Annotated in this window: 25 protein-coding genes and 3 pseudogenes; 15 read left to right on the top strand and 13 right to left on the bottom strand. The window is 68.9% G+C overall.

Translation table 11 applies throughout. From position 1 onward, the window contains the following. Positions 1 to 52 precede the first annotated feature (52 nt). Positions 53 to 882: pseudogene (locus tag ABIC66_RS10250) on the top strand (SDR family oxidoreductase). On the opposite strand, the gene ABIC66_RS10245 reads toward ABIC66_RS10250, so the two are convergent. The 5 genes from ABIC66_RS10245 to ABIC66_RS10225 form a co-directional block, all read right to left on the bottom strand. Next, positions 842 to 2,044 carry a cell wall hydrolase gene (locus ABIC66_RS10245; protein ID WP_354069927.1) on the bottom strand — a complete coding sequence of 401 codons (1,203 nt, stop codon included), beginning with the start codon at positions 2,042 to 2,044 and terminating at the stop codon, positions 842 to 844. The pseudogene ABIC66_RS10250 and the gene ABIC66_RS10245 sit on opposite strands and share 41 nt — an antisense overlap. 453 nt (positions 2,045 to 2,497) lie before the next feature. After that, complete coding sequence (locus ABIC66_RS10240; RefSeq protein WP_354069926.1) at positions 2,498 to 3,475, bottom strand: hypothetical protein; 978 nt, start codon at positions 3,473 to 3,475, stop codon at positions 2,498 to 2,500. A gap of 35 nt (positions 3,476 to 3,510) precedes the next feature. Beyond that, positions 3,511 to 3,840: a PadR family transcriptional regulator gene (locus tag ABIC66_RS10235; protein ID WP_354069924.1), complete on the bottom strand. Its 330-nt coding sequence runs from the start codon at positions 3,838 to 3,840 to the stop codon at positions 3,511 to 3,513. 242 nt (positions 3,841 to 4,082) lie between these two features. Beyond that, the gene (locus tag ABIC66_RS10230; RefSeq protein WP_354069923.1) at positions 4,083 to 4,982 is read right to left on the bottom strand and encodes an SDR family oxidoreductase; all 900 of its coding nucleotides are present in this window, start codon (positions 4,980 to 4,982) and stop codon (positions 4,083 to 4,085) included. Between the two features lie 44 nt (positions 4,983 to 5,026). After that, positions 5,027 to 5,770: an SDR family oxidoreductase gene (locus ABIC66_RS10225; RefSeq protein WP_354069921.1), complete on the bottom strand. Its 744-nt coding sequence runs from the start codon at positions 5,768 to 5,770 to the stop codon at positions 5,027 to 5,029. A 133-nt stretch (positions 5,771 to 5,903) separates the two neighbouring features. Between ABIC66_RS10225 and ABIC66_RS10220 the strand changes: the two genes are divergently transcribed. Both ABIC66_RS10220 and ABIC66_RS10215 read left to right on the top strand, forming a co-directional pair. Continuing rightward, a complete protein-coding gene (locus ABIC66_RS10220; protein ID WP_354069919.1) occupies positions 5,904 to 6,788 on the top strand; it encodes a LysR family transcriptional regulator in 885 nt (294 codons plus the stop codon). A 152-nt stretch (positions 6,789 to 6,940) separates the two neighbouring features. Further along, the gene (locus ABIC66_RS10215) at positions 6,941 to 7,387 is read left to right on the top strand and encodes a DUF1810 domain-containing protein (protein ID WP_354069917.1); all 447 of its coding nucleotides are present in this window, start codon (positions 6,941 to 6,943) and stop codon (positions 7,385 to 7,387) included. 3 nt (positions 7,388 to 7,390) lie between these two features. On the opposite strand, the gene ABIC66_RS10210 is transcribed toward ABIC66_RS10215, so the two are convergent. The 3 genes from ABIC66_RS10210 to ABIC66_RS10200 are packed head-to-tail and all read right to left on the bottom strand — an operon-like array spanning position 7,391 to position 10,090. Continuing rightward, positions 7,391 to 8,290, bottom strand: a complete 900-nt coding sequence (locus ABIC66_RS10210) for a sigma-70 family RNA polymerase sigma factor (protein ID WP_354069916.1) — start codon at positions 8,288 to 8,290, stop codon at positions 7,391 to 7,393. Further along, positions 8,291 to 9,046: an SDR family oxidoreductase gene (locus tag ABIC66_RS10205; RefSeq protein ID WP_354069914.1), complete on the bottom strand. Its 756-nt coding sequence runs from the start codon at positions 9,044 to 9,046 to the stop codon at positions 8,291 to 8,293. It abuts the gene before it with no gap. A gap of 54 nt (positions 9,047 to 9,100) precedes the next feature. Further along, the gene (locus ABIC66_RS10200; protein WP_354069913.1) at positions 9,101 to 10,090 is read right to left on the bottom strand and encodes a quinone oxidoreductase family protein; all 990 of its coding nucleotides are present in this window, start codon (positions 10,088 to 10,090) and stop codon (positions 9,101 to 9,103) included. Positions 10,091 to 10,212: 122 nt separating this feature from the next. Here ABIC66_RS10200 and ABIC66_RS10195 point away from each other — a divergent pair, with 122 nt between their 5' ends. From ABIC66_RS10195 to ABIC66_RS10165, 6 genes are all read left to right on the top strand, one after another. Further along, on the top strand, positions 10,213 to 11,157 hold the full coding sequence (locus ABIC66_RS10195) for a LysR family transcriptional regulator (RefSeq protein WP_354069912.1): 945 nt from the start codon (positions 10,213 to 10,215) through the stop codon (positions 11,155 to 11,157). Between the two features lie 262 nt (positions 11,158 to 11,419). Next, positions 11,420 to 11,743 (top strand): ArsR/SmtB family transcription factor, encoded by a 324-nt coding sequence (locus ABIC66_RS10185; protein WP_354069910.1) that lies wholly within the window; start codon positions 11,420 to 11,422, stop codon positions 11,741 to 11,743. Then, on the top strand, positions 11,740 to 12,171 hold the full coding sequence (locus ABIC66_RS10180; RefSeq protein ID WP_354069908.1) for an SRPBCC family protein: 432 nt from the start codon (positions 11,740 to 11,742) through the stop codon (positions 12,169 to 12,171). Before ABIC66_RS10185 ends, ABIC66_RS10180 begins: the two co-directional genes overlap by 4 nt. A 27-nt stretch (positions 12,172 to 12,198) precedes the next feature. Then, entirely contained in the window at positions 12,199 to 12,414 is a 216-nt protein-coding gene (locus ABIC66_RS10175) for a hypothetical protein (RefSeq protein WP_354069906.1), read from the top strand. Positions 12,415 to 12,424: 10 nt separating this feature from the next. After that, on the top strand, positions 12,425 to 12,832 hold the full coding sequence (locus ABIC66_RS10170; RefSeq protein WP_354069905.1) for a DUF1801 domain-containing protein: 408 nt from the start codon (positions 12,425 to 12,427) through the stop codon (positions 12,830 to 12,832). Between the two features lie 13 nt (positions 12,833 to 12,845). Beyond that, a complete protein-coding gene (locus ABIC66_RS10165) occupies positions 12,846 to 13,250 on the top strand; it encodes a DUF1801 domain-containing protein (RefSeq protein ID WP_354069903.1) in 405 nt (134 codons plus the stop codon). Between the two features lie 26 nt (positions 13,251 to 13,276). Here ABIC66_RS10165 and ABIC66_RS24210 read toward each other — a convergent pair. Both ABIC66_RS24210 and ABIC66_RS10155 read right to left on the bottom strand, forming a co-directional pair. Continuing rightward, positions 13,277 to 13,348 (bottom strand): annotated as a pseudogene (locus ABIC66_RS24210) (endonuclease domain-containing protein); the annotation flags it as partial. 94 nt (positions 13,349 to 13,442) lie between these two features. Continuing rightward, on the bottom strand, positions 13,443 to 13,682 hold the full coding sequence (locus tag ABIC66_RS10155; protein WP_354069901.1) for a flagellar basal body rod C-terminal domain-containing protein: 240 nt from the start codon (positions 13,680 to 13,682) through the stop codon (positions 13,443 to 13,445). A 368-nt stretch (positions 13,683 to 14,050) separates the two neighbouring features. Between ABIC66_RS10155 and ABIC66_RS10150 the strand changes: the two genes are divergently transcribed. After that, entirely contained in the window at positions 14,051 to 15,754 is a 1,704-nt protein-coding gene (locus tag ABIC66_RS10150; RefSeq protein ID WP_354069900.1) for a M28 family peptidase, read from the top strand. A 159-nt stretch (positions 15,755 to 15,913) separates the two neighbouring features. Beyond that, positions 15,914 to 16,620: pseudogene (locus ABIC66_RS10145) on the top strand (DUF998 domain-containing protein). 82 nt (positions 16,621 to 16,702) lie between these two features. Here ABIC66_RS10145 and ABIC66_RS10140 read toward each other — a convergent pair. From ABIC66_RS10140 to ABIC66_RS10130, 3 genes are all read right to left on the bottom strand, one after another. Continuing rightward, positions 16,703 to 18,121, bottom strand: coding sequence for an amidase family protein (locus ABIC66_RS10140; protein ID WP_354069898.1), 1,419 nt, complete (start codon positions 18,119 to 18,121; stop codon positions 16,703 to 16,705). A gap of 128 nt (positions 18,122 to 18,249) precedes the next feature. Beyond that, entirely contained in the window at positions 18,250 to 18,798 is a 549-nt protein-coding gene (locus tag ABIC66_RS10135; RefSeq protein ID WP_354069896.1) for a YbhB/YbcL family Raf kinase inhibitor-like protein, read from the bottom strand. A gap of 49 nt (positions 18,799 to 18,847) precedes the next feature. Further along, complete coding sequence (locus ABIC66_RS10130) at positions 18,848 to 19,468, bottom strand: TIGR02466 family protein (RefSeq protein WP_354069894.1); 621 nt, start codon at positions 19,466 to 19,468, stop codon at positions 18,848 to 18,850. 111 nt (positions 19,469 to 19,579) lie between these two features. Between ABIC66_RS10130 and ABIC66_RS10125 the strand changes: the two genes are divergently transcribed. Genes ABIC66_RS10125 through uvrC form a run of 4 tightly spaced genes read left to right on the top strand, consistent with a single transcriptional unit; the run spans position 19,580 to position 22,740 of the window. Continuing rightward, a complete protein-coding gene (locus tag ABIC66_RS10125) occupies positions 19,580 to 20,446 on the top strand; it encodes a hypothetical protein (RefSeq protein ID WP_354069893.1) in 867 nt (288 codons plus the stop codon). Between the two features lie 10 nt (positions 20,447 to 20,456). Beyond that, positions 20,457 to 20,648 carry a hypothetical protein gene (locus ABIC66_RS10120; RefSeq protein WP_354069891.1) on the top strand — a complete coding sequence of 64 codons (192 nt, stop codon included), beginning with the start codon at positions 20,457 to 20,459 and terminating at the stop codon, positions 20,646 to 20,648. A gap of 13 nt (positions 20,649 to 20,661) precedes the next feature. Beyond that, positions 20,662 to 20,802 (top strand): hypothetical protein, encoded by a 141-nt coding sequence (locus ABIC66_RS10115; RefSeq protein WP_354069889.1) that lies wholly within the window; start codon positions 20,662 to 20,664, stop codon positions 20,800 to 20,802. Between the two features lie 33 nt (positions 20,803 to 20,835). Beyond that, positions 20,836 to 22,740 (top strand): excinuclease ABC subunit UvrC, encoded by a 1,905-nt coding sequence (uvrC, locus tag ABIC66_RS10110; protein ID WP_354070319.1) that lies wholly within the window; start codon positions 20,836 to 20,838, stop codon positions 22,738 to 22,740. Positions 22,741 to 22,781 lie beyond the last annotated feature (41 nt).

Genomic DNA, 22,781 nt, shown 5'->3' with positions numbered 1-22,781 from the left:
GGCGCGGGGGAGGATCTAACTTGACCCCTCCCCGCTCCCAGGTCTCTGATCATTGATAACAATGATACGGGAGGGGACGTCATGGCCGCCGAGGGTCGCAAATCCATCTTCATCACCGGCGCCGCCAGCGGTATCGGCCTGGCCTGCGCCAAGCGCTTCGCCGGCGGCGGCTGGTTCGTGGGTCTGTCCGACATCGACAAGGCGGGGCTGAAGGCCGCGCACGAGGCGATCGGGGCCGCCAACGGCTCGGTCCACGTGCTGGACGTTCGTGATCGCGAGGCCTGGGCCAACGCCCTGGGCGACTTCGGCAAGGAGACCGGTGGCAAGGCCGATGTCCTGCTGAACAACGCCGGCGTGGCGCGGTTCGGAGTGCTGGAAGATCTGTCGGACGCCGACTGCGACATCCAGATCGACATCAATATCAAGGGCGTGATCAACGGCGCGCGGGCCAGCTTGCCGCTGCTGGAGGCGGCCGGCGGGCGGCTGATCAACATCGCCTCGTGCGCGGGGCTGTACGGCTCGCCAAAGCTGGCGGTCTATTCGGCCACCAAGTTCGCGGTGCGCGGCCTCTCCGAGGCGCTGGACGTCGAATACGCCCGGCGCGGAATCAGCGTCGCCTGCGTGATGCCGTGGTTTGTCGAAACGCCGATCCTGACCGCCGGCGCCTCAGGCACGAACGAGAACATGGCCGACGCGCTGCGCAAGGGCGGGCTGGAGGTCTATCCGGTGGAGGACGCCGCCCAGGTGGTCTGGGAGGCGGCGCACGGCAAGGCGCTGCACTATTTCGTGGGCAAGCGGGCGAAGCAGATGCGCTTCGCCACCAGCCACATGCCAGGCGTCGTCAGGAAGCAGCTCCGCTCCCGGCCCCTACTGTCGTCTTGAGGCCTTCCAGCGGCTGGCGATCGGACGAGACCGGGATCGGCTTGGCGGCGGCCGCCTTGTCGGTCGCCGGCGAACTCGCCTTGGCGGCCGTGGCGATCGGGGCCGAGGCCGGCTCGGTCACCGCCGCGCCGACCGGCCCCCCCATGCCGGGCGCATTGCCCGACATCGGCGAGACAGGCTCGATCCGGCCGAGCGCGCTGGCGGCATAGACGACCGGCGGCTTGCCGTCGGCGGTCAGGCTGGCGATTTCGGACGGGGCGATGTCGTCGGCGGTAGGCAGGCGCGACGGCGAGAAGCTCGAGGCGCCGCCCTGGCGGCCGAAACGATAGAAGATGTGCATGCCGACCTGGGCGACGCGCAGCAGGCGCGGACCCCAGCCGGGCGACACGTTGATCGTGTGGAAGTGGGTGGCCGAACCGACCTCGCTGGACATCGTGCCGGCCAGGGCGCGCGCGGCGACCTTGCGGGCCCGGGCCCAGGCGCCGATGTCGCGGGCGCGGCGCATGGAGCCGTCGCAGGCGAAGCTGAACTGACAGCCGGTGCGGTGATAGGCGCCCTGGAACACGACGCCGCAGATCGACTTCGGGAAGGCCGGGTGGCGCACGCGGTTCATGACCACCTGGGCCACGGCCGCCTGGCCGCTGGGGGTCTCGCCACGGGCCTCGTAATAGACGGCGTCGGCCAGACATTCGAGCTCGCGCGAGCTCTCCAGAGCGTTGCCCAGTTGGAACGGGCCACCTTGCAACAAGGAGGGCGCGCCGACGTTGAATGCGGAACCGAAGCTGGCCCGGAGCATCAGCGGGCCGCTGCGGCCGCTCTGTCCGGGAAGCAGGTTCGCCGCGCCGGCGCCTTCGAGGCGGGCGGCCAGCATTTGCGACTGGTGGTCGCGCTGGTCCACGGCGGCGAACAGATAAGGATCATGACGCTTGGCCACGGCGAGGGCGCCGGGGTCCATACGCGTAGCCGCGCTGACCAGGGCGGCGTCGGAGAAACTCCCCGAGGCGCCGTCGGCCAAGCGGGCGACGCGGGCGTGGGTGGAGGCCGATTGCGCCAGGCCACCCATGAGGTAAACGCCGCCCAGGGCCAGACCCGTGATGGATCCGACCAATACGGCGCCGACCAGCCCGCGCGCGTCCGCGCGCGTCTGCGACTTGATATACAAAACTCGTGTCCTGCGCGGCGAGGGCGCTCGGGCCCCCCGACAAAAACGCCCCGAATTCCCCCGGTAAAAGCACTGGCGGGGAGCCTTTCGGAGCGGGGAACCGGCCGTATCACGACGTGGCCAAGTTCCTGCTGATATCGGCTTATGACGTATCGGTGACCGACTCGCAAGCACTTGCTGCGCTGCAACATGCTCTGTGTGCGCAACGGTCGCACAGTTAAATTGTTAACGCGTTGAATCCTCGCGAAAAGCTCGACAAGAGCGATCGTCGTTTTTTTGCCGGCGCGAAAGCCTTGCCAGGGCTGTGCTCAACCGAACCTGGCGGAAGCTGAAAGAGTCCGCATCGTTACTCGACGAGGACACGAAGGTTAACGTTTGGCCTTAACCATGAGGGCCGAACGGGGCGGGAGAAGCGCGCGCCCCAGCCTTCGCTGGGGAGCGCGGATGGGGGCGTTACCGTCCCGCCACCAGCCGTCGCCCTTCGACGATGACCTTGGTCGCATTGATCGCGACGGTCACGACCAGGATGATCTGGAAGGTCATGTCGAGCGTCCGCTGCAGGGCCTCCAAGTCCGGCGCGTCGCCGGCGTCCGGGATGAGAAGAAACAGGGGAAGCGCGGCCCACAGCGCCGCCGACAGCGCCAGGCCGCCCAGCGAGCAGACGATCTCGGCGGCGGCGCGTCCGCGCACCCAGGCCGGCTTGATGATCATGATCAGGGCCGAAACCGCCTGCATCACCGCCAGCAGCAGGATCGGCAGGTGCAGGGTCTGGAACACCTTGGAAATGATCAGGACCGTGCGGTCGCCGTGCCGCCCCACCTGGACAATGCCGTCGAGGGGAAAATGCACCAGGCCGGTCCACCACAGGATGAAGACCACGGTCATCACCAGTTCGAACACGGCCTCGAAGCGGTTCTTCACGAACAGTTTCCTTCCGCTCGGGATCTGCGGCAGGTCGCTGGCCTTCCATTGGCTCATTTCCCCCACCTTAATCCAGCCGCGCTCGATCGCCGCCCCGATCAGGGTGGCGCAGCCGATCAGGCTGAGCGCGGTCTGGATGAAATCGCTGACCAGGCCCGTGATGGTGTGAGGGCTGCCCTGGCCGGTGACCAGCAGCACGGCGGCCGGGACCACCGTGGCGAGGGCGGCGATGGCCAGCAGCACCTTCACGCCAAATAGCCAGAACGGATAGATCTCCGGCCCGATCAACGACTGGCGCGGGCCATAGCGGCCGGCGACGGCGATCGGGTGACCGACGTCGCGCAGCAAGGCCTCGGTCTCGCGCTTGTCGAGCGGACGGCCCAGCTTGGCCTCCTGCTCCTCGACGCGGTTCATGATCAGGTCGCGCAGCTCGGCGATGATATCCTGGCGCGAGGCTTTCGGCAGCAGCGCCGCGACAGCGGCGAGGTAACGATCGATCAGATCGCTCATGGTCTTGTCCCCTTGAGAATGGTGAGAGGCCGCGCTCACAGCAGCGGCTCGAGGGCGGCGTTGATCGCGCGCCATTCGTCGGCCAGGCGGGCCAGCACGGCCCGGCCCTCTTCCGACAGCTGGTAGAAACGCTTCTTGCGCTTGTCTTCCTCGCGCCATTCGCTGGCCAGGAGCCCTTGGCTCTCCAGCCGGCGCAGCATCGGATAGAGGGCGCCTTCGTCGATCTCCACGCCCACGGTCGAGAGGGCCTGGCGCAGGCTGTAGCCGTAGCGCTCCTCCCTCAGCTGGGCGAGGACGGCGAGGATCAGGGTCCCCCGCCGCAGCTCCTGGCGGAGCGATTCAAAGATGTCCGTATCGGTCGGCATGGGGTGTGCGCCACATAGTGTGCATCACATGGTGTGTGACGCACACTGTATGTCACACAGTATCTTCGGGAGTCAACCGACGGAACGTCGCTCGGTTTCGCGGGAGTCCACGTGGCCAGCGGGATGCGGGTCGTGTGGCTCAAGGAGCCCCTGAAATTATTGAACTCGCAAAAAGACGTGTCATCCCGGCCGCAGCGGGTCGGCTTCGCCGCCCGGGATGACACGGTATTTGGTGATGGGATTTAGCGAACCACCGGGCTCAGCAGATCCTCCAGCCCGATCCGGCGGAACATCTCGGCGCGCACCCGGTCGGCCACGCCGTTGACGATCTCCGCGCCGTCCCGCGACGGGTCGATGTGAACCCGGAACGGACGCCGGCCGAACGGCGTGTCGACGACCCGGGCGATGGCCCGCGCCACCTCCCCCGCGTCGGCGTCGGCCGGCTCCAGCGCGGCCAGGCCGCCCAGCGCCGCGTCGGCGACCCCGGCGTAGGGGCCGTCCATATAGGCCGCGGCGACCGCCGCGTCGGCCGGCTTGCCCGCATGGGCGAAGTGGTTGGTGCCCTTGGTGAAGGCTCCCGGCACAATGATCGAGGTCTCGATCCCCCAGCGCGTCAGTTCGCTGGCGTAGGAGACCGCCAGGCTGTCCATCGCCGCCTTGGCCGCGAAGTACGGGGCCAGGAACGGCGGGGTTCCGCCCCGGGTCGAGCTGGACGACACCCAGACCACTAGCCCCTTGCCCTGGTTCCGCAGGATCGGCAGGGCGGCGCGATTGACGCGCTGGGTCGACAGCACGTTCACGTCGAACAGCTGGCTGTACTGCTCGGGCGTGAAGGCCTCGGCCGGGCCGAAGCTCATGTGGCCGGCGTTGTGGACGATGACGTCCAGGCGGCCGTTGGCGGCGACGATCTCGGCGATCCCGGCCCGGACCGAAGCGTCCGAGCCGACGTCCAGCTCGACCGTGCGCAGGTCGACGCCGTGGCTGTCGGCATAGTCGGCGGCGGCCGCGACCTGCGGGGCGTTGCGGCCGGCGGTCTCGCGCATCGAGGCGTAGACGGTGTGGCCGGCGTCGGCGAGCGCGCGGGCGGTCAGGGCGCCGAAGCCCGAGGACGCGCCGGTGACGAGGATGACTTGCGGGCTCATGGGAACATTCCTTCTGATCGGATGATGGGGATGGGGGCGCGGGCTCAGACGATCCCGCCGTTGACGCGCAGGACCTGGCCGTTGACCCAGGCGCCGTCCGGACCGGCCAGGAAGGCGATGGTTCCGGCGATGTCCTCGGGCTGGCCCAGGCGCTCCAGCGGCGCGGCCTTGGAGAGGCGGTCGACGACCTCGGCCGGCTTGCCGTCCAGGAAGAGCTTAGTCGCGGTGGGGCCGGGCGCGATCGCATTGACCGTGATGCTCCGGCCACGCAGTTCCTTGGCCAGGATCTGGCCCATCGTCTCGACCGCCGCCTTGGTCGCGGTGTAGACGCCATAGGTCTCGGGGCGCAGGCCCACGACGCTGGAAGACAGGTTGATGATCCGACCGCCGTCGCGCAGGCGGCGCGAGGCCTCGCGCAGGGTGTTGAAGACGCCCTTCAGGTTCACCGCGAGGGTCTGGTCGAACAGGGCGTCGTCGCTGTCGGCCAGGCTGGCCAGCTTCATGATCCCGGCGTTGTTGACCAGAACGTCGACGCCGCCGAACGCCGTCTCGGCGTTGTCGAACAGCCGGCGCACGGCGGCCGGGTCGGAGACGTCGGCCTGGGCCGTGACGGCCTTGCCGCCGGCCGCCTCGATCTCGCGGACCACCGCCTCGGCGGGCGCGACGTTTCCGGCGAAGTTGACGATCACGGCGAAGCCGTCGCGGGCCAGACGCTTGGCCGTTTCCGCGCCAATGCCGCCCGAGGCGCCGGTCACCAGCGCCACCTTGGTTGGATTGTCTTGAATCATCTGAAGTCTCCGTTCCCCTGCGTTCGGGGCCGACCTCGTGTCGGCATGGAGACCATGCGCCTTCGCCTGACTTGAATAATTCAGCCATTCGCGACATGACTATTCGCTTATCCGAATAATAGGAGCGCGGCGGGTGGATCGGTTCGAGGCGATGCGGCTGTTCGCGCGGATCGTGGACCGCCGCAGCTTCAGCCGAGCCGCCGCCGACCTCGACCTGCCCCGCTCGACCGCCACCGAGGCGGTGCAGCAGCTGGAGGCGCGGCTGGGCGTCCGGCTGCTCCAGCGCACCACCCGCCAGGTCAGCCCCACCCTGGACGGCGAGGCCTACTACCAACGCTGCCTGCGCCTGCTGGACGACCTGGAGGAGGCCGAGGGGGCGTTCCGCGAGCGGACGCCGCGCGGCCTGCTGCGGGTGGACGTCCAGGGCGCCCTGGCGCGCCGCTTCGTGCTGCCCGGCCTGCCCGAGTTCCTGGCCCGCTATCCGGAGCTGAAGATCCAGCTGACCGAGGGCGACCGGCTGGTCGACCTGGTGCGCGAGGGCGTCGACTGCGTGCTGCGGGTCGGCGACCTGGCCGACAGCGCCATGGTCGCCCGCCGCGTGGCCCTGCTGCCCGAGGTCACCTGCGCCTCGCCCGCCTATCTGGAACGACATGGAACGCCGAAGACGCCCGACGACCTTTCCGCTCACCGCATGGTCGGCTTCCTGCAGGCGGGGACCGGACACCCCTACCCGCTCGAGCTGACCATCGAGGGCAAGGTCCGCCAGATCGCCGTGGCGGCCGACGTGGTCATCAACTCGGCCGAGAATACCGTGGCCATGGGCTTGCTGGGCCTGGGCTTGATCCAGATCCCCCGTTACCGGGTCGAGGACTGCCTGGCCGACGGCCGGCTGGTCGAGGTGCTGGCCGATTTCCCGCCGACCCCGACCCCGGTGTCGCTGCTTTATCCGAAGAGCCGCCAGCTCTCGCCGCGAGTGCGGGTGTTCATCGAGTGGGCGGCGAGGCGGTTTGGGGCGTAATCTCTGTCATCCCGGCCGTAGCGTAGCGGAGAGCCGGGACCGCAAGAAGCTCGGCGCTTCCGGCGGTCCCGGCTCGGCGCGCTTCGCGCTTGGCCGGGATGACAGATATCGCTTGATCGGAAGCCTCGGCGCGGTTCGCGCGTTTGAACGGCATGGCCCAGCCCCGCCGTCTCGACCCGCCGCCGGAACGCCCCCTGGCGCGTTTCATCGACGCCCAGACCGCCACCTATGACGCGGCCCTGGCCGAGCTGCGGCGCGGCGAGAAGACCGGTCACTGGATGTGGTTCATCTTCCCGCAGATCGCTGGCCTGGGCCACAGCCCGACGGCCCGGCTCTACGCCATCGCCGACCTGGCCGAGGCCCGCGCCTATCTGGGCCATCCGGTGCTGGGTCCACGGCTGGTCGAGGCCGTCGAGACCCTCCTCGCCCTGCCCGGCCGCGACGCCCACGCGGTGTTCGGCTCGCCCGACGACCTGAAGCTGCGCTCGAGCCTGACCCTGTTCCGCGAAGCCGATCCGGGCGAGCCGGCGTTCCAGCAGGCGCTGGACAAGTACTTCGCCGGCGCGGCGGATCCGCTGACCCTGGAGCGGCTGGCGTGAGGATCAGGGCGCCAGCCTCAGGTCCGCCGCCTCGATCACATAGGGCACGTAGCGGTAGTCGCGGATGAAGGCGATGCCGCCGTCCCGCCAGTCCAGCCACATCAGGTAGATCGGCCGCGCGTCGCCCTCGGCGGCGAACACCGCCAGCACCTCGCGCCCTTCCAGCCAGGCCGGCGCCAGGAAGACCGGCTCCAACCGCGCATAGGCCCCGAAGAACATCCCGACATCGGCCGCGCCCACGCGGGGCGGCAGGTTCGACTGCGCGAGGCGCACGTCGTCGACCAACAGGGCGCGCAAAGCCTCCCAGTCGCGGCCGTTGAACAGGGCCGCGTACCGCGCCACCGCCGGTGAGACGGGCCGAACAGGTGGGACGGCGGCCGGCGGTTGGGCGTTGATCGTCCTCAGTCGCGCCCGCCCGCGAGCCAGGTGCGCCTTGACCGCGTCGACGGTCAGGTCCAGCAGGCCCGCGATCTCCTGCAGGCTCTGCCCCAGGACGTCCTTGAGGATCACCACGCTGCGCTGGATCACCGGCAGCCCCTGGAAGCGGTCGAGCGCGGTCCCGACGGCCTCCTGGCGCATCAGGGTCTCGTCGGCCGGCTCATGGTCGGGATCGGCCAGGTCGTCGGCGGCCTCGATCGGCTGGGCCGCGCGCACGGTGCGGCTCCGCAGCAGGTCGAGGGCCCGGTTGTGGGCGATGCGGAACAGCCAGGCGCGCGGCTCGGGCGGCGCGTCCAGTCCGCGCAAGGCCACCAGCGCGCGGACCAGGGCGTCCTGGACCACGTCCTCGGCGTCGAGCACCGAGCCCAGGAGGCGAGCGCAGTAGCGGTGAAGGGCCGGGCGCAGGGCGGCCGCTTCGGCCATGAAGGCCGCCTCGTCCACGCCTGCCCCGTTCGCCCCGGCCATCTAGGCCGCGTCGTCCAGCGCGACGGCCCCGGCGTCGCCCCGGAAAGTCACCGCCGGCGCCGAGGCCAGGGCGTCGTCCTGCAGGAACCCGACCACCAGCTCGCCGTAGCGGCGCGGCGGCATCGGCTCGCCGAAGCCGGCCAGGAACGCTTCCGGCGTCACGCCCTGGGCGCGGCTGTAGCCGGCCGCCCCCGCGTCGCCGACCCCGGTGCCGCCGATCATCTGACGGGGAATGATCGCCTGGAAGCGTAGGCCGAGGCTCCGCTGGTCGGAGACCCGGCCCGCGTACTTGGCCATCAGCCACAGCATCCGCTTGGCCCCGGCATAGCCGCCCGATAGCGGCGAACCCTGCACCGCCGCCCCGCTGGAGCCGACCAGCACCCGGCTGCCCGGCGCCAGCGGAGCCTTCAGCGCGGCCTGGATCCAGTACAGCCCGCCCTTCACGTCGGTCTCCCACGTGGTCGAGAACTCGTCCCAGGTCATCTGGTCCAACGGCTTCATCGGCGGGACCGCCCCGGCGTTCAGCACCAGAATATCGGGTCGCAGCCGCCCGACAATGTCGGCGGCCGCCTCGGCGTCGGTGATGTCGGCGCGTTCGGTGGCTACGCCCAAGCGGCCGGCGACCGCCGCCAGGTCCGCGGCGTCGCGCGCCACCACGGTCACCTTCGCGCCCGCCGCGACCACGGCCTCGACCACGCCGAGCCCCAGCCCGCGCGATCCGCCCGTCACCACCACCGTCTTGTCCTTCAGGGTCATGTGCGCACTCCTTTGTCGTCGCCCGAGGAAGACGGATGGGACGGGCGAAAGGAGTCAGGCCTGGTCGAACACCAGCACCTGCTTGCCCTTTTCCGGCGCCCGCACCGTGTCCTCCAGCGCCGCGCGGAAGTCGTCGATGCCGCGCCGGCCCGCGATCAGCACCTCGGTCGCGGGATCGGCCAGCTCGTCCAGCACGCTCTTCAGCCAGGCCGCGTCCGCCGGCGGCGGCGCGTCGAAGAAGTAGCGGTAGATGTAGGCGCGGATGACTTGGCCCTCCATCAGCACCTTCAGGGCGTTGGTCTGGAACGGCGCCAGATCGTAGGCGCCGACGATCACCGCGCGGCCCAGGAAGCCCAGGGCCTCCAGCAGCTGGGTCAGCACCGCCCCGCCGATCGCGTCGACCACGCCGGCGAGATTGGCGCCGCCGATCGCTTTGCGGACGGCCTCGGCCAGCGGGATCTCCAGCGCCGAAAGCGCGATCACCGCCTCGGCGCCAAGCGCCTTCAGGTCGCGCCCCTCGACCGTCTTGCGCACGATCGCCACGACCCGCACGCCGCGCCGCCGGGCCATCTGGATAAGCAGGGTGGAGACGAGGGAATGGCCCGCCGTCACGGCCAGCCACTGGCCCGCCTGGACCTCGCTGGCCTCCAGCAGGTCGCGGGCGGTGATCGCCGGCATCAGCTGGGCGGCGCGCTCGACCGGATAGTCGTCGGGCAGCGGGACCAGGTAGGCCGGGTCGACCGTGACGAACTCGGCCCACAGCCGCGTGGCGCTGAACGCCACCAACTGGCCCGGCGAGAGGTCCGCGCGACCGCCGGTCGAGACCACCCGCCCCACCCCGTGGTTGCCGACCACCTGGCCCGGCAGGCTGGGCCGCTTGGCCTCGGGATACTGAGCCTGGGTGTAGAAGAAGTCGCCCGGATGGATGCCGGCGGCGACCATCCGCACCAGGGCCTCGCCCGGACCCGGCTCGGGCTGGGGAATATCCCGCAGCTCCACGACGTCGAGGGGCGAACCGATGCGGTCCTGAACGAGCGCTTTCATGGCCAAAACTCCTTTGCCGCCCACGGTCGCCGTGAGCCGGAGCGTCAGATGCGGGCCGCCGCCCGACGGGACAATCGCGCCTCCGGGAGCTCTGTTTTCCGCATCCGGGACAATCGGCGACCTTGCGCCGGACCCGACCGGCGCCGATCTCCGATCGCGGCATTTCGAGCGAGGGCGCCATGCTGGGCTATGACGACGTGGCGATCTTCCTGAAGGTGGCGCGCGAGGGCAGCTTCGTCGCCGCCGCCAAGGCGTTGGGCCTGCCGACCAGCTCGGTCAGCCGCCGGGTCGCCGCCCTCGAGGACCGCTACAAGACTCAGCTCCTGCGCCGGACCACTCGCGCCGTGGCCCTGACCGAGGACGGCCGCGCCTTCGTCGACCGCGCGGCGGCGGCGATGGACGAGCTGGAGGCCGCCGCCCGGGGCCTGGACGTCTGCGACGCGCGCCTGTCCGGCAAGCTGACCGTCACCGCGCCCTATCATGTCTGCAACGAGACCTTCGCCCCGCACCTGTTGGCCTTCGCCGCCCAGCATCCAGACCTGACGCTGGACCTTCGCCTGACCAATGGCGCGCCAGACCTGATCGAGGAAGGGATCGACGTCGCCTTCCAGTTGGCCCCGCTGCCCGAGGGCCGGCACGTGGCCCGCAAGCTGTGGACCTCGCTCTACGGCATTTACGCCAGCCAGGGTTTCCTGGCGCGCCATCCCGAGGCCGCCAGCCTGGACCACCCCCGGCGGCTGGCCCGCCTGCCCGTCGTCGTCACGCCGCCGATCCTGAACTGGCGGTTCGTCCACACGAGCGGCGAGACCTATGCGGCGGCGCCCCGCACGATCGGGACCTCGGTCGACGACCTGTCGATGGGGGCCCTGGCCGCCAACCAGGGCCTCGGCGCGGCCTACCTGCCACGCGGCCTGGCGATGCGGTTCCCGGACCTGGTCGAGCTGAGCTTCGGCGACTGGAAGGCCGAGGACCGCGAGCTCTACGCCCTCTATCCGGCCACCCGCCAGCTGTCGCCGAAGGTCCGCGCCGTGATCGATCACGCCCTGGCCGGCCGCGCGGCGCACTAGGGGCCGGTATCCGAAATCCCTCCTCCAGCACCGTCATTCCCGCCCTTGTGGCGGGAACCCCTGGTTCAGCTGACACGTGAAGCGCATTGGCGGGCCAGCCCGCCACACCACTGCCCTTGCGGCGGACAGAGGGGTTCCCGCCACAAGGGCGGGAATGACGGATGAGTTTGAGGGGCCGGTTTGGATTCACATCGCGCGCGCTTGACTAATTCATAACCCTGGAGTTATGAGATAACCCATAGCCACAAGGTTATGGATTTCGATGCCCGACGCCCACGACGTCATCTTCAGGACTCTGGCCGACCCGACCCGTCGGGCGATCTTCGAGCGCCTGTGCCGCCAGGGCGAGCAGACGGTCGGGGCCCTGACGGCCCAGGCCGGGGTCTCGCAGCCGGCGGTCTCCAAGCACCTGGGCGTCCTGAAGGCGGCCGGGCTGGTGAGCGATCGCCACGAAGGCCGTCAGACACACTACAGCGCGCACTTGAGCGCCCTAGCCCCGCTGATCGATTGGACGAGCCAGATGGCCGGCTTCTGGGAAGGCCGGTTCGACGCGCTCGAGGATCTTTTGAAAAGGATGGATCAATGACCGACACCACGACCGCCACCCGCTCCGTCATCGTCGAGCGCGACATCGCCCATGCGCCGGAAAAGCTCTGGCGCGCCCTGACCCAGCCCCACCTGATGGAGGAATGGCTGATGAAGAACGACTTCAAGCCCCAGGTCGGCCACCGCTTCAACCTGCGCGGCGAGTGGGGCGGGGTGCTGGATTGCGAGGTGCTGGCCATCGAGCCGCAGAAGCGCCTGTCCTACACCTGGAACTTCAAGCACGAGGACCCGGCCTACGACCTGACCAGCGTGGTGACCTTCACCCTGACTCCGACCCCGACGGGCACGCACCTGCGCATGGAGCAGGCCGGTTTCCGCCCCGACCAGAAGCAGGCCTTCGGCGGCGCCCACGCCGGCTGGAAGACCTTCCTGGACAATCTGGACCAGCTGCTGGCCAAGGCCGACTGAACCCGGCCGCGACCAGAGGAGACCGCCATGAGCAACACCATCCGCCAGATCCACCGCTGGCTGTCGATCGCCTTCACGGCCGGCGTGCTCGGCTATATCGCCGTCATGACCCAGGGCCAGCCGCCCTACTGGGTTGGCCTTTTCGCGCTGATCCCGCTTATCTTGCTGCTGGCCACGGGGCTGTACATGTTCGTGCTGCCCTACGCCGTGAAGTGGCGCGCCGCGCGGCGCGTCAACGCCTAGCGAGGAAGCCATGACCGAGCCGGTCCTGCTCTCCGGGGGCAATCCCCAGATCGCCAAGGGCTACGGCGACGCGCCGGTGCGGGCCTATATCGCGGCCCTGCCCGGCTGGAAGCGCGACGTCGGCGCGCGGCTCGACGCCCTGATCGCGGCGGCCGTCCCCGGCGTGGCCAAGGCGGTGAAATGGAACTCGCCGCTGTACGGCGTCGAGGGCCTGGGCTGGTTCCTGGGCGTCCACGTGGTCGCCAAGTACGTTAAGGTGGCCTTCTTCCGCGGCGCGGCGCTGGACCCGCCGCCGCCGGTCGGCTCGAAGCAGAAGGACGTGCGCTATCTGCATGTCTCGCAAGACGCCCCGCTCGACGAGGGCCAGTTCATCGACTGGGTGAAGCAGGCCAGCCGGCTGCCCGGCGAAAAGATGTGATCAAGGACGAACCATGAAGAAGACCGCCCCCGAAGACGTCGGCGTTCCCGCCTCGCAACTGATCGACCGCGCGATCGGCGCGCTCACCGACTGGCGCGGCCAGACCCTGGCCCGCATGCGCGCCCTTATCCACGAAGCCGATCCCGACGTGGTCGAGGAGTGGAAGTGGGGAAAGCCCGTGTGGTCGCATGACGGCCTGATCTGCACCGGCGAGGTCTACAAGGCCCACGTGAAGACCACCTTCGCCCACGGCGCGGCGATCGCCGATCCCAAGGGCCTGTTCAACTCCAGCCTCGACGGCAATGTCCGCCGGGCCATCGACTTTCCCGAAGGCGCGGAGATCGACGCGGCGGCGTTCAAGGCGCTGTTCCAGGCGGCCGTGGCGCGCAACGTGGCGGCGAAATCGAAGAAGGCCTAGACGCCGACGCGCGGGAACTAAGGAAACGAAAAACTGGGGGCCGCCTCCCGCAAGACTAGGGGGCAAAGCGGGAGGCGGCTGCCGAACGCCCGCTGCAAGGGGGGCGCGCATTGAGCGTCCGGCGGCTAGAGCCCGTTCAGCCCGGTGGAAGACCGAACCGACTGGCCAGGCTCTAACGTCGTTGGGCGGTGCTCAGACCTTCATGTTGAGCAGCGCGCCAGTCATCTCGTCGGCGGTCCGGATCACCGCCGCATTGGCCTTGAAGTCGGTGGCGGCGCTGATCTGCCCAGCCCGCTCCTGGACGTAATCGACATCACCCAGCGTCTCGGCCCGCTCGGCCTGCGCCCCCGCCGAAGCGACGCGTTGGGCGCTGGCTTGCAGCCGGTCGGCGGCGGCCATCATTCCGGCGGCGGCGATCGAGAGAGCCTGCATGGGATGTCCCCTCTGGCGTTGCGTTCTTGATGTTGGTTTTCGCGCCAGCTCGGTTAAGGAGATGCAACCAAAAATGGTAAAATTCATGAATTGGTCATCTTTTTTAGCGTCGGTTAACCATGTCGAAGGCCCGGCCTGGCGCGCCCCAACAGGGTGAATCTGTCGCTAACCGAACCGGGCGAGGCCGGTGCTGGCCTTGGTCCGGCAAGGCGATGGGCGACCATTGCGAGAACGCCGTTCTCCGCGACAAATCCTGCCCAACATTACAAAACCTTCAGACAGGCCCGTCTCGACAAGCCGTCAGCACACCGACATGGTTCGGCCACACGCGGGCCGGGGGCGGCCCGCTTTCCCAAGAGGCTCAAGATATGTCGTTCACGCGTCGCGCCGCGCTCGCCAGCGCCGCCCTGCTCATGGTCGCGCAGCCGGTCCTCGCGGCCGCGCCCGCCAAGCCCGCCACCGCCGCTACCAAGAAAGCGGTCTCGGACTTCACGCCGTCGCCCGAGGCCATCAAGGCCCACATGACCTTCCTGGCCGACGACGCCATGGAAGGGCGCGAGGCCGGCACGCGCGGCTACGACATCGCCGCCAACTACGTCGCCGCCCAATACGCCCTGCTGGGCGTCAAGCCGGCCGGCGACAAGACGGCGACCGGCGTCTCCTATCAGCAGCATGTGCCGCTGATCGCCTTCCGTCCGGCGGGCGAGGGCTCGGTGGCGATCACCGGCGCCGACGGCCAGACCACCGCTCTGAAATATGGCGAGGACTACCTGCCCGGCGCCCAAGCCCAGGCCGCCGACGTGGCCGTCAACGCGCCGCTGGTCTTCGCCGGCTTCGGCGTCGTCGATCCCAGCCGCGGCCGCGACGACTACGCGGGCCTGGACGTCAAGGGCAAGATCGTCGTCCTGCTGACCGGCGCCCCGATCGCGATCCAGACCGAGGAGCGCGCCCACTTCAGCAACCCCAATGTCAAACGCGCCGAGGCCGCCAAGCGCGGCGCCGTCGGCGTGATGATCATGCCGACCACCGGCGGCGAGAAGCGCCGCCCGTTCGCGCGCGGCCTGGCCGGCATGAAGGAATGGCGGGTGATCTGGCGCAACGCTCAGGACGTCGGCGCCATCCGCGCGCCCGGCGCCCCCAGCCTGGTGACGCTCAGCCTGGCCGGCGCGGAGAAGCTGTTCGCCGGCGCGCCGACGCCGCTGGCTTCGGTCCTGGCCGAGGCCGAGACCCCGGCCGGCGCGGTCAAGGGCTTCGCCCTGGCGACCAAGGCCAATGTCGTGCTGAAGACCGAGATCGAGAAGCGCGAGAGCAGCAACGTCGTCGGCATGATCGAGGGCTCGGACCCGACGCTGAAGGCCCAGACCGTCATCCTGTCGGCCCACCTGGACCACATCGGCATCAAGGACAACGCCAAGCCCGGCGAGGATCGCATCAACAACGGCGCGCTCGACAACGCCTCGGGCATAGCGACCCTGCTGGAGGTCGCGCGCGGCTTCAAGAACACCAAGGCCCGCCCCAAGCGCTCGATCATCCTGCTGGCCCTCACCGGCGAAGAGAAGGGCCTGGTCGGCTCGGACTACTTCGCCAACAACCCGACGGTGACCAAGGCCGACATCGCCGCCGACGTGAACCTGGACATGCCGGTGCTGCTGTATCCGTTCACCGACGTGATCGCGTTCGGCGCCGACCGCTCGACCATCGGCGAGGCGGTCAAGCACGCCGCCGGCCGGGTGGGCGTGGCCCTGTCGGGCGACCCGCTGCCGGAAGAAGGCCTGTTCACCCGCTCGGACCACTACCGCTTCGTCGAGCAGGGCGTTCCTGCGGTCTTTTTGATGACCGGCTTCCAGAACGGCGGCGAGAAGGCCTTCACCACCTTCCTGAAGACCAACTACCACCACCCGGGCGACGACCTGAACCAGCCGATCGACTACCAGGCGGCCGCCAAGTTCGCGCTGGTCAACTACGAGATCGCTCGCGAGCTGGCCAACACCCCGGCCCGCCCGGTCTGGAAGAAGGGCGACTTCTTCGGCGGCGCCTTCGCCCCGGCGGGGCATCCGTCGGCGGCGAAGTGATTTCCAATCCGCTCTCCCCGGCGAAAGCCGGGGCCCAGATGGCGGAGCGCCGGGGTGGATTCTAGGAGCGTGGCGCTCTTCCGATCAGCCCAAGCGCCATGGATCTGGGTCCCGGCTTTCGCCGGTAAGCGCGGGATCGGGAAGAGCCGCGATAAGCCATTGACCCGGAGGGCGGCGGAAGGGATTCTGCCGCCCTCTCTTTTTCGTGATCGAGGGACCTTGAGCGCGTGACCGCCCGCACCGGCGCCTTCCTGAAGATCGGCGTGATCGCGCCGGCCATCATGGTGGCCGACGTGCTGATCGCCCAGCGCCTGTTCCCAGGGTTCGACGCCGGCGCCCAGTTCATCAGCGAGCTGGGCGGTCCCAAGGCCCCCCTGCCCGAGGTCTTCAACTACGGCATGATGGTCGCCGGCGTCGCGGGCCTGTTGGCCGGGGCCGGCTTCACCCACGCCCTGGAAGAGGCCGGCGGCCGGCGGATCGTCTCGGCGTTCGCGGGCCTGTTCGTGGCGCTGACCGGCCTTGGGGCCTTCTTCGCCGGCGTGTTCCACTGGCCCGATCCGATGCACCGCGCCTGCGGCGTGGGCCTGGCCATCCAATTCGCGCCGCTGTTCGCCGCCTGGGCCCTGTGGGGCAAGCCGGGATATCGGCGCCTGGCCCATTTCTCGCTGGGCTGGTTCCTGGGCCTGCTGCTGGTCTTCGCCTTGCTGACGGGGGTGTGGAACGTGCGCACCGGCCACGACGTCGGCTACTGGCAGCGGGGCCACGCCTTCCTGGGCCTGCTGTGGCTGGCCATCGCCGCCTGGACCCTGGAGCGCGGCTGGAAGACGAGCGCGATAGCGGCCGAGCCGGCGGTCTGCGGTCCGTAGGCGCTGACCTTCATTGTCATCCGGCCGTACCCCGGCGAAAGCCGGGGGAAGAGCCGGGATGACAATGAATGGGCGGAACCCGTTACGCCCGCGCCACCTCCGCCGTCACTCCGAACGCCTCGGCGACGCGCGCCGCGAAGGCGATGGGGGTCAGGTCTTCCAGGAACGGCCCGATAAACTGGATGCCGATCGGCAGGCCCTCGCGGGTGCGCCCGATCGGCGCGACGGTGGCCGGCAGGTGCGGCATGCCCGAATAGAGCGGCCAGGCGCTCTGCGGGGCGTAGGGGATCTCGGTCCCGTTGACCCGCAGCGTCCGATTCAGGCCCGGCCACGGATCGGGCTCGGGATATTGCTTGAACGCGGCCGAGGCGTAGCAGGGCGAGATCAACACGTCGAACGATCGGAAGAACACGTCCCACGCGCGCCGCAGCACCTCCTGGGCGATCAGGCAGTCGTAATAGTCCTTGATCGTCCCCTTGGGCGCCTCGGGCGTGTCCTTGACGTTGGCGTCCATGCCGGTCCGGTAGGTCCAGCCGAACTTCTCGGCCAGGGCCTGGGAGTCGGCCTGGGACGGCAGCAGGTCGCTCTGCCGTGACACCGTGGCCCCGGCCTTTTCCAGCTTGGCCGCCAGGTCGTCGATGGCCGCGACGATCTCGTCGTCGACCGAGGCGGTCGGGTGGCTGGTCAGGACGAAGACGCGATAGCCGGACAGCCCCGCATGGCGCGGCGGCGGCAGGTCGAGGCGATAGGCGACCGCGTCCCGGCCTTCGGGACCTGATAGCACCTTCAACGCCAAGGCCAGGTCGTCGGCTGTGCGCGCCATCGGCCCAGCGGCGGCCCAGGCGCGGCCGACGATGATCCCGCCGCCGGGCGGTCCGTGGCCTTCCAGCGAGATCAGCGGGACCGATGACAGGTGGCCATAGACGCCGCAGAACGAGGCCGGGATGCGGATCGAGCCGCCGGCGTCGCCGCCCAGCTCCAGCGGAACCAAGCCAGCCGCCAGCGCCGCGGCCGAGCCGCCCGACGAGCCGCCGCACGAGCGGCTCAGGTCGTGGGGATTGCGGGTCTGGCCATAGATCGGATTGTCGACCTGGTAGTCGGCCAGGCCCGTGGCGACATTGGTCTTGCCCAGGATCACCGCCCCGGCGTCCTTCAGGCGGCGGACGGCGACGGCGTCCTCGGTCGGGCGATAGTGTCGGGCGAACTCCAGGCCGAACGTGGTCGGCAGGCCGGCGATGTTGAAGCACTCCTTGATGGTCATCGGCACGCCGGCCAGCGGCAGGTCACCGCCGGCGGCGACGGCCTGGTCGACGCGCCGGGCCTGGTCGCGCGCGCTGTCGAAGTCGCGGACGACCACCGCATTGATCGGTCCGTCCCGCGCCTCGATCCGGGCGATGGCCGCGTCGGTGAGCTCCAGGGCGCTGACCGTCCTGGCGCGGACGGCGGCGGCGAGCGTCGTCGCGCTCGCGTGAGCGAGCGTGTCGTTGGTTGGCGAAGTCATGGCTGACCCTCTGTGCTGAGGGTTGCGCATCCTGCGCATAAAACGGCGTTCGCCAATTCTTGAACGGAAAAACTTCGTCCCCAGTTTGTTGGTAGGCGGCGGGGAAACCGGCGGCGGGCAAGCGCGCTCTACTGCGCTTCCGGCGCCTCGTAGGTCGCGATCATCACCCCTTCCGTCAAGGTGTCGCCCTTCAGCGCGCTGACCAGGGTCTCGAGCGGGATGTTGGGCCCGAACGTCAGCCGTTCGGCCAGGGCGAAGATCTGGAAGTGATAGCGATGCAGGCCGTGGCCCGGCGGCGGCCGCGGGCCGAACCAGCCGACCGAGCCGTTGTCATTGACGCCCTGGATCGCGCCGCCGATCTGCCCCAGGTTCGGCTTATTGGGCAGGCCCTCGGGCAGGCTGGTGGCCTCGCCCGGGATGTTCCAGATCAGCCAGTGCGCGAACGGCCGCTCGCGCGGCGCGTCGGGGTCCTCGACCACGATGGCGTAGGCCTGCGCGCCCTCGACCGGCGTCCAGACCAGCGGCGGCGAGCGGTTCTCGTAATAGGCTGAGTGGCGGTCCTCCAGATGGCCGTCGGCGTCCAGCGACGGGGTGGTCAGGACGATGTCGCCCTCACCGAACGGCTGGACCTTCTGGATGGTGATGGCGGCGCCGGAGTGTTCGGGGGTTTGGGCCATGGGCGGGTCTCCTCAAGGAGAGAACCCCTCGCCCTCCGGCCAAGTTTCCCTAGCGCCAAGCGTAGTTGAAGCTGATGCTGATCCGCTGCTCGTCGGCCTGGTTGGGCGTCACCTCGTGGCGCAGCCAGCTCTCCCACAGCAGCACCGTCCCCGGCGCCGGCTGGACGTAGACGAACGGCCGCAAGGTCTCGGGCGCGTCGTCCTGCCGGGTCGGGGCGGCCATCATCATCGGCAGGCGCGGATCCTCGAACTTCAGGGTCGAGGCGCCCGGCGGGATGGTGACGTAGACCGTGCCGGAGATGACGCTGTGGGGATGGATGTGGCCGCTGTGCTGACCGCCCGGCTCCAGGATGTTGATCCAGAAGCTGTCCATCATCAGCTTGCCGCCGGCCAGGTCGAAGGCGAGGTCCTTGGCGAAGGCCGCCGCGTGCCGGTCGAGCTTCTTCTTCAGCTCGGCGAACAGGCTGTCGCGCTGCGGCAGGTCGTTCAGCGAGGCGTAGGAGGTGTAGCCCAGATAGCCCTTGTTGTAGGCCCAGGCCTGGCCGGCCTCGTCGTCCTCGGCGATGGCGACGCAGGCGTCGTGCAGTTGGTCGATGAAGGTCTCGAAGCCCTTCTCGCCGGCGAGGCTGGCTTCATAGAGCGGCGTGACGAAGAGCGGGCGCGTGGTCATGGGGCGCGGCGTAGTCCACCCGGATCGGGGATGTCAAAGACACTTTATGGTTGTCGTTCGGAATGGTAAGTGTGAAAGTAGTATATCGGTGTTCTTCCAAGGGGGCGGAGAATGCGTTCAGCTTTCATTGTGGCGGCTTGTGTGGTGTCGGCGCTCGGCCTGGGCGGGTGCATGAGCGGCTTTACCGGCGCGCCAGCGACCACGATCGACGTGGCCAAGGTCTCGTCCTGCCCCGTCTTCGCTAAGAACGACGCGCCCAACAGCAATGACTATGACAACAAAGGCAGTAGCGACGAACAGCGGCGCGTCGCGCGCAACGCCTTCGTCGACAAGTGCGCGGCGGCTATCGAGACCAGCTATCAGGCCTTCGCGCAAAACCTTTCCTCGGACCAGAAGCTCTTCGTGGTCGGGTCCGACCTAGCGACGTCGGGAGTCACGGCGGCCGCGACACTCGCCAAGAGCGCCAGGACCAAGACCTATCTCACGACCTATGCCGGTCTGCTTTTAGGCTTCAGAGGTAGTGTCGAGAAGGAACTGTTCTTCAATCAAACGCTGCCCGCGCTCAAGGCCCAGATGGAGGCCTCTCGCGACGAAGTGATGACTCGCATCATCCAAAACAAAGCGCGTTCGGTCGCGGACTACACGCTAGATGCGGCAGTAACCGATCTAAAGGCGTACTACGCCGCAGGCACTCTTACCGGGGCCGTGACTAGGGTGACCACCGACGCCGGCGCAAAAGCGGTCGACGCCAAGATGGAGCTGAAACGGGTCACGGAAGCTGAGTACAGCTACACCGAAGCCGCCAAGAAGCTGCGCCGATACTGGCGACCGGACGGCGCGGTCAACGATGCCAACGCCGCCAAGCTGAAGAAGTGGCTCGATGAGAACGCGGACGGTCGCAGCATCAGCGAGCTTCTTTACGGCGGCGTTTCACCCGCGCTCCAGGCCCAGGCGGTCAAGGACCTGAACATCCAATAGGAGGTATCCGATGCGCACCCGACACCTAGACAAGCTGAGCGCCTTCTTGAAGCCGGACGGCGAGATCGATCCGAAGCGCAAGGCCGAGCTGGTCGAAGCTTTCCAGACCCTTGGGGCGAAAGAGACCAGCCCCTCCCTGCTGCTCTATCTGCCGACCCATCGTCGCCTTCACGCCCGCGTCACGGCCCATCTGAAACTCTAGAAGGCAGGCTACAATGTCGCGACAATTCACGCTGAAAAAGGTGCCCGCCGACATGGTGGATCAGGTCGAGAGCGACTTTAAGAGCGAAGGCGCCACGGTCGTTCGCATCGCCAACACCGACGGCAGCTTCAAGCTGGTCGTATCCTTCCCCTAGCCGCAGCATGCACAGAGGCGACGATTCACCTATATCGGCTGGGTGACCACCGACACCCCCTCCTCCCCCCGCCTGTCCGGCGCCGCCCTGATCAAGGACGAGGTCACGCGCCTGCCCGACGCGCCCGGCGTCTACCGGATGATCGGCGACGCCGACGAGGTGCTGTACGTCGGCAAGGCCAAGAGCCTGAAGAAGCGGGTCGTGCAGTACGCGCAAGGCCGCTTCCACACCAACCGCATCGCCAACATGGTCGACGCGACGCGGGCCATGGAGTTCATCACCACCCGCACCGAAGCCGACGCCCTGCTGCTCGAGATCAACCTGATCAAGCAGCTGAAGCCGCGCTTCAACGTGCTGCTGCGCGACGACAAGAGCTTCCCCGAGATCGTCATCCGCCGCGACCACGACGCCCCGCAGCTGCGCAAGCACCGCGGCGCCCACACGATCAAGGGCGACTATTTCGGGCCGTTCGCTAGCGCCTGGGCGGTGAACCGCACGCTGAACACCCTGCAGAAAGCGTTTCTCCTCCGCTCGTGCAGCGACAGCGTCTACGAGACGCGCGACCGGCCCTGCATGCTGCACCAGATCAAGCGCTGCGCCGCCCCCTGCACCGGCCTGATCGGCAAGGAGGACTACCAGGCCCTGGTCGACCAGGCCGAGGCCTTCCTGCGCGGCAAATCCCGCGCGGTGATGGCGACCATGGCCAAGGAGATGGAGGCCGCCGCCGAGGAGCTGGAGTTCGAGCGCGCCGCCCGCCTGCGCGACCGCATCCGCGCCCTGTCCAGCGTCGCCCAGGAGACCCAGATCAATCCCGAGACCGTGGACGAGGCCGACGTTGTCGCCCTGCACGTCGAGGGCGGCCAGGCCTGTGTGCAGGTGTTCTTCTTCCGGGCCGGCCAGAACTGGGGCAATCGCGCCTACTTCCCGCGCGTGACCGGCAACGCTGACGAGTCCGAGGACGAGACCACCACCGAGGAGCAGCGGATCCTCACCGCGTTCCTGGGCCAGTTCTACGACGACAAGCCGATCCCGCGCCTGATCCTGACCAATCTGGAGCCGGCCGAGGTGGGCCTGCTCTCGGAAGCCTTCTGCGTGAAGAGCGGCCGCAAGGTCGAGATCGCCGTCCCCAAGCGCGGCGAGAAGGCCGAGCTGGTGACCCACGCCCTGACCAACGCTCGCGAAGCGCTGGGCCGCAAGATGGCCGAGGGCAGCGCCCAGACCAAGCTGCTGGCCGGGGTCTGCGAGGCCTTCAAGCTGGAGGCCCCGCCCGAGCGGATCGAGGTCTACGACAACAGCCACATCCAGGGCACCAACGCCGTCGGCGGCATGATCGTGGCCGGGCCCGAGGGCTTCATGAAGGGCCAGTACCGCAAGTTCAACATCAAGAGCACCGACCTCACCCCCGGCGACGACTACGGCATGATGAAGGAGGTGCTGAAGCGCCGCTTCGCCCGCCTGGTCAAGGAGGAGGAGGAAGGCGACAGCGACAACCGCCCCGACCTCGTCCTGGTCGACGGCGGCAAGGGCCAGCTGGACGCGGCGCTGGAGATCATGGCCGATCTGGGCGTCGACGACATCGCCGTGGTCGGTGTCGCCAAGGGCCCGGACCGCGACGCGGGGCTGGAGCGGTTCTTCCTGCCCGGCCAGCCGCCGTTCATGCTCGAGCCCAAGTCGCCGGTGCTCTACTATCTGCAGCGCCTGCGCGACGAAGCCCACCGCTTCGCGATCGGCGCCCACCGCACCCGCCGCAGCATGGACCTGAAGAAGAACCCGCTCGACGAGATCGAAGGCGTCGGCCCAGGCCGCAAGAAGGCCCTCCTCCACGCGTTCGGCTCAGCCAAGGGCGTGGGCCGGGCCAGCGTGGAGGACCTGGTCAAGGTCGAGGGGGTCAGCTTGGCCCTGGCCGAGCGGATTCATGGGTTTTTCCGGAAGGGGTGAGGGGGCGGGGTGGCGCTGAGCGCCCTTCGTACACCGCGCCA

The sequence above is a fragment of the Caulobacter sp. 1776 genome (assembly GCF_040545685.1).
Classification (GTDB): Bacteria; Pseudomonadota; Alphaproteobacteria; order Caulobacterales; family Caulobacteraceae; genus Caulobacter.
This window is presented reverse-complemented; position numbering and strand designations above follow the sequence as displayed.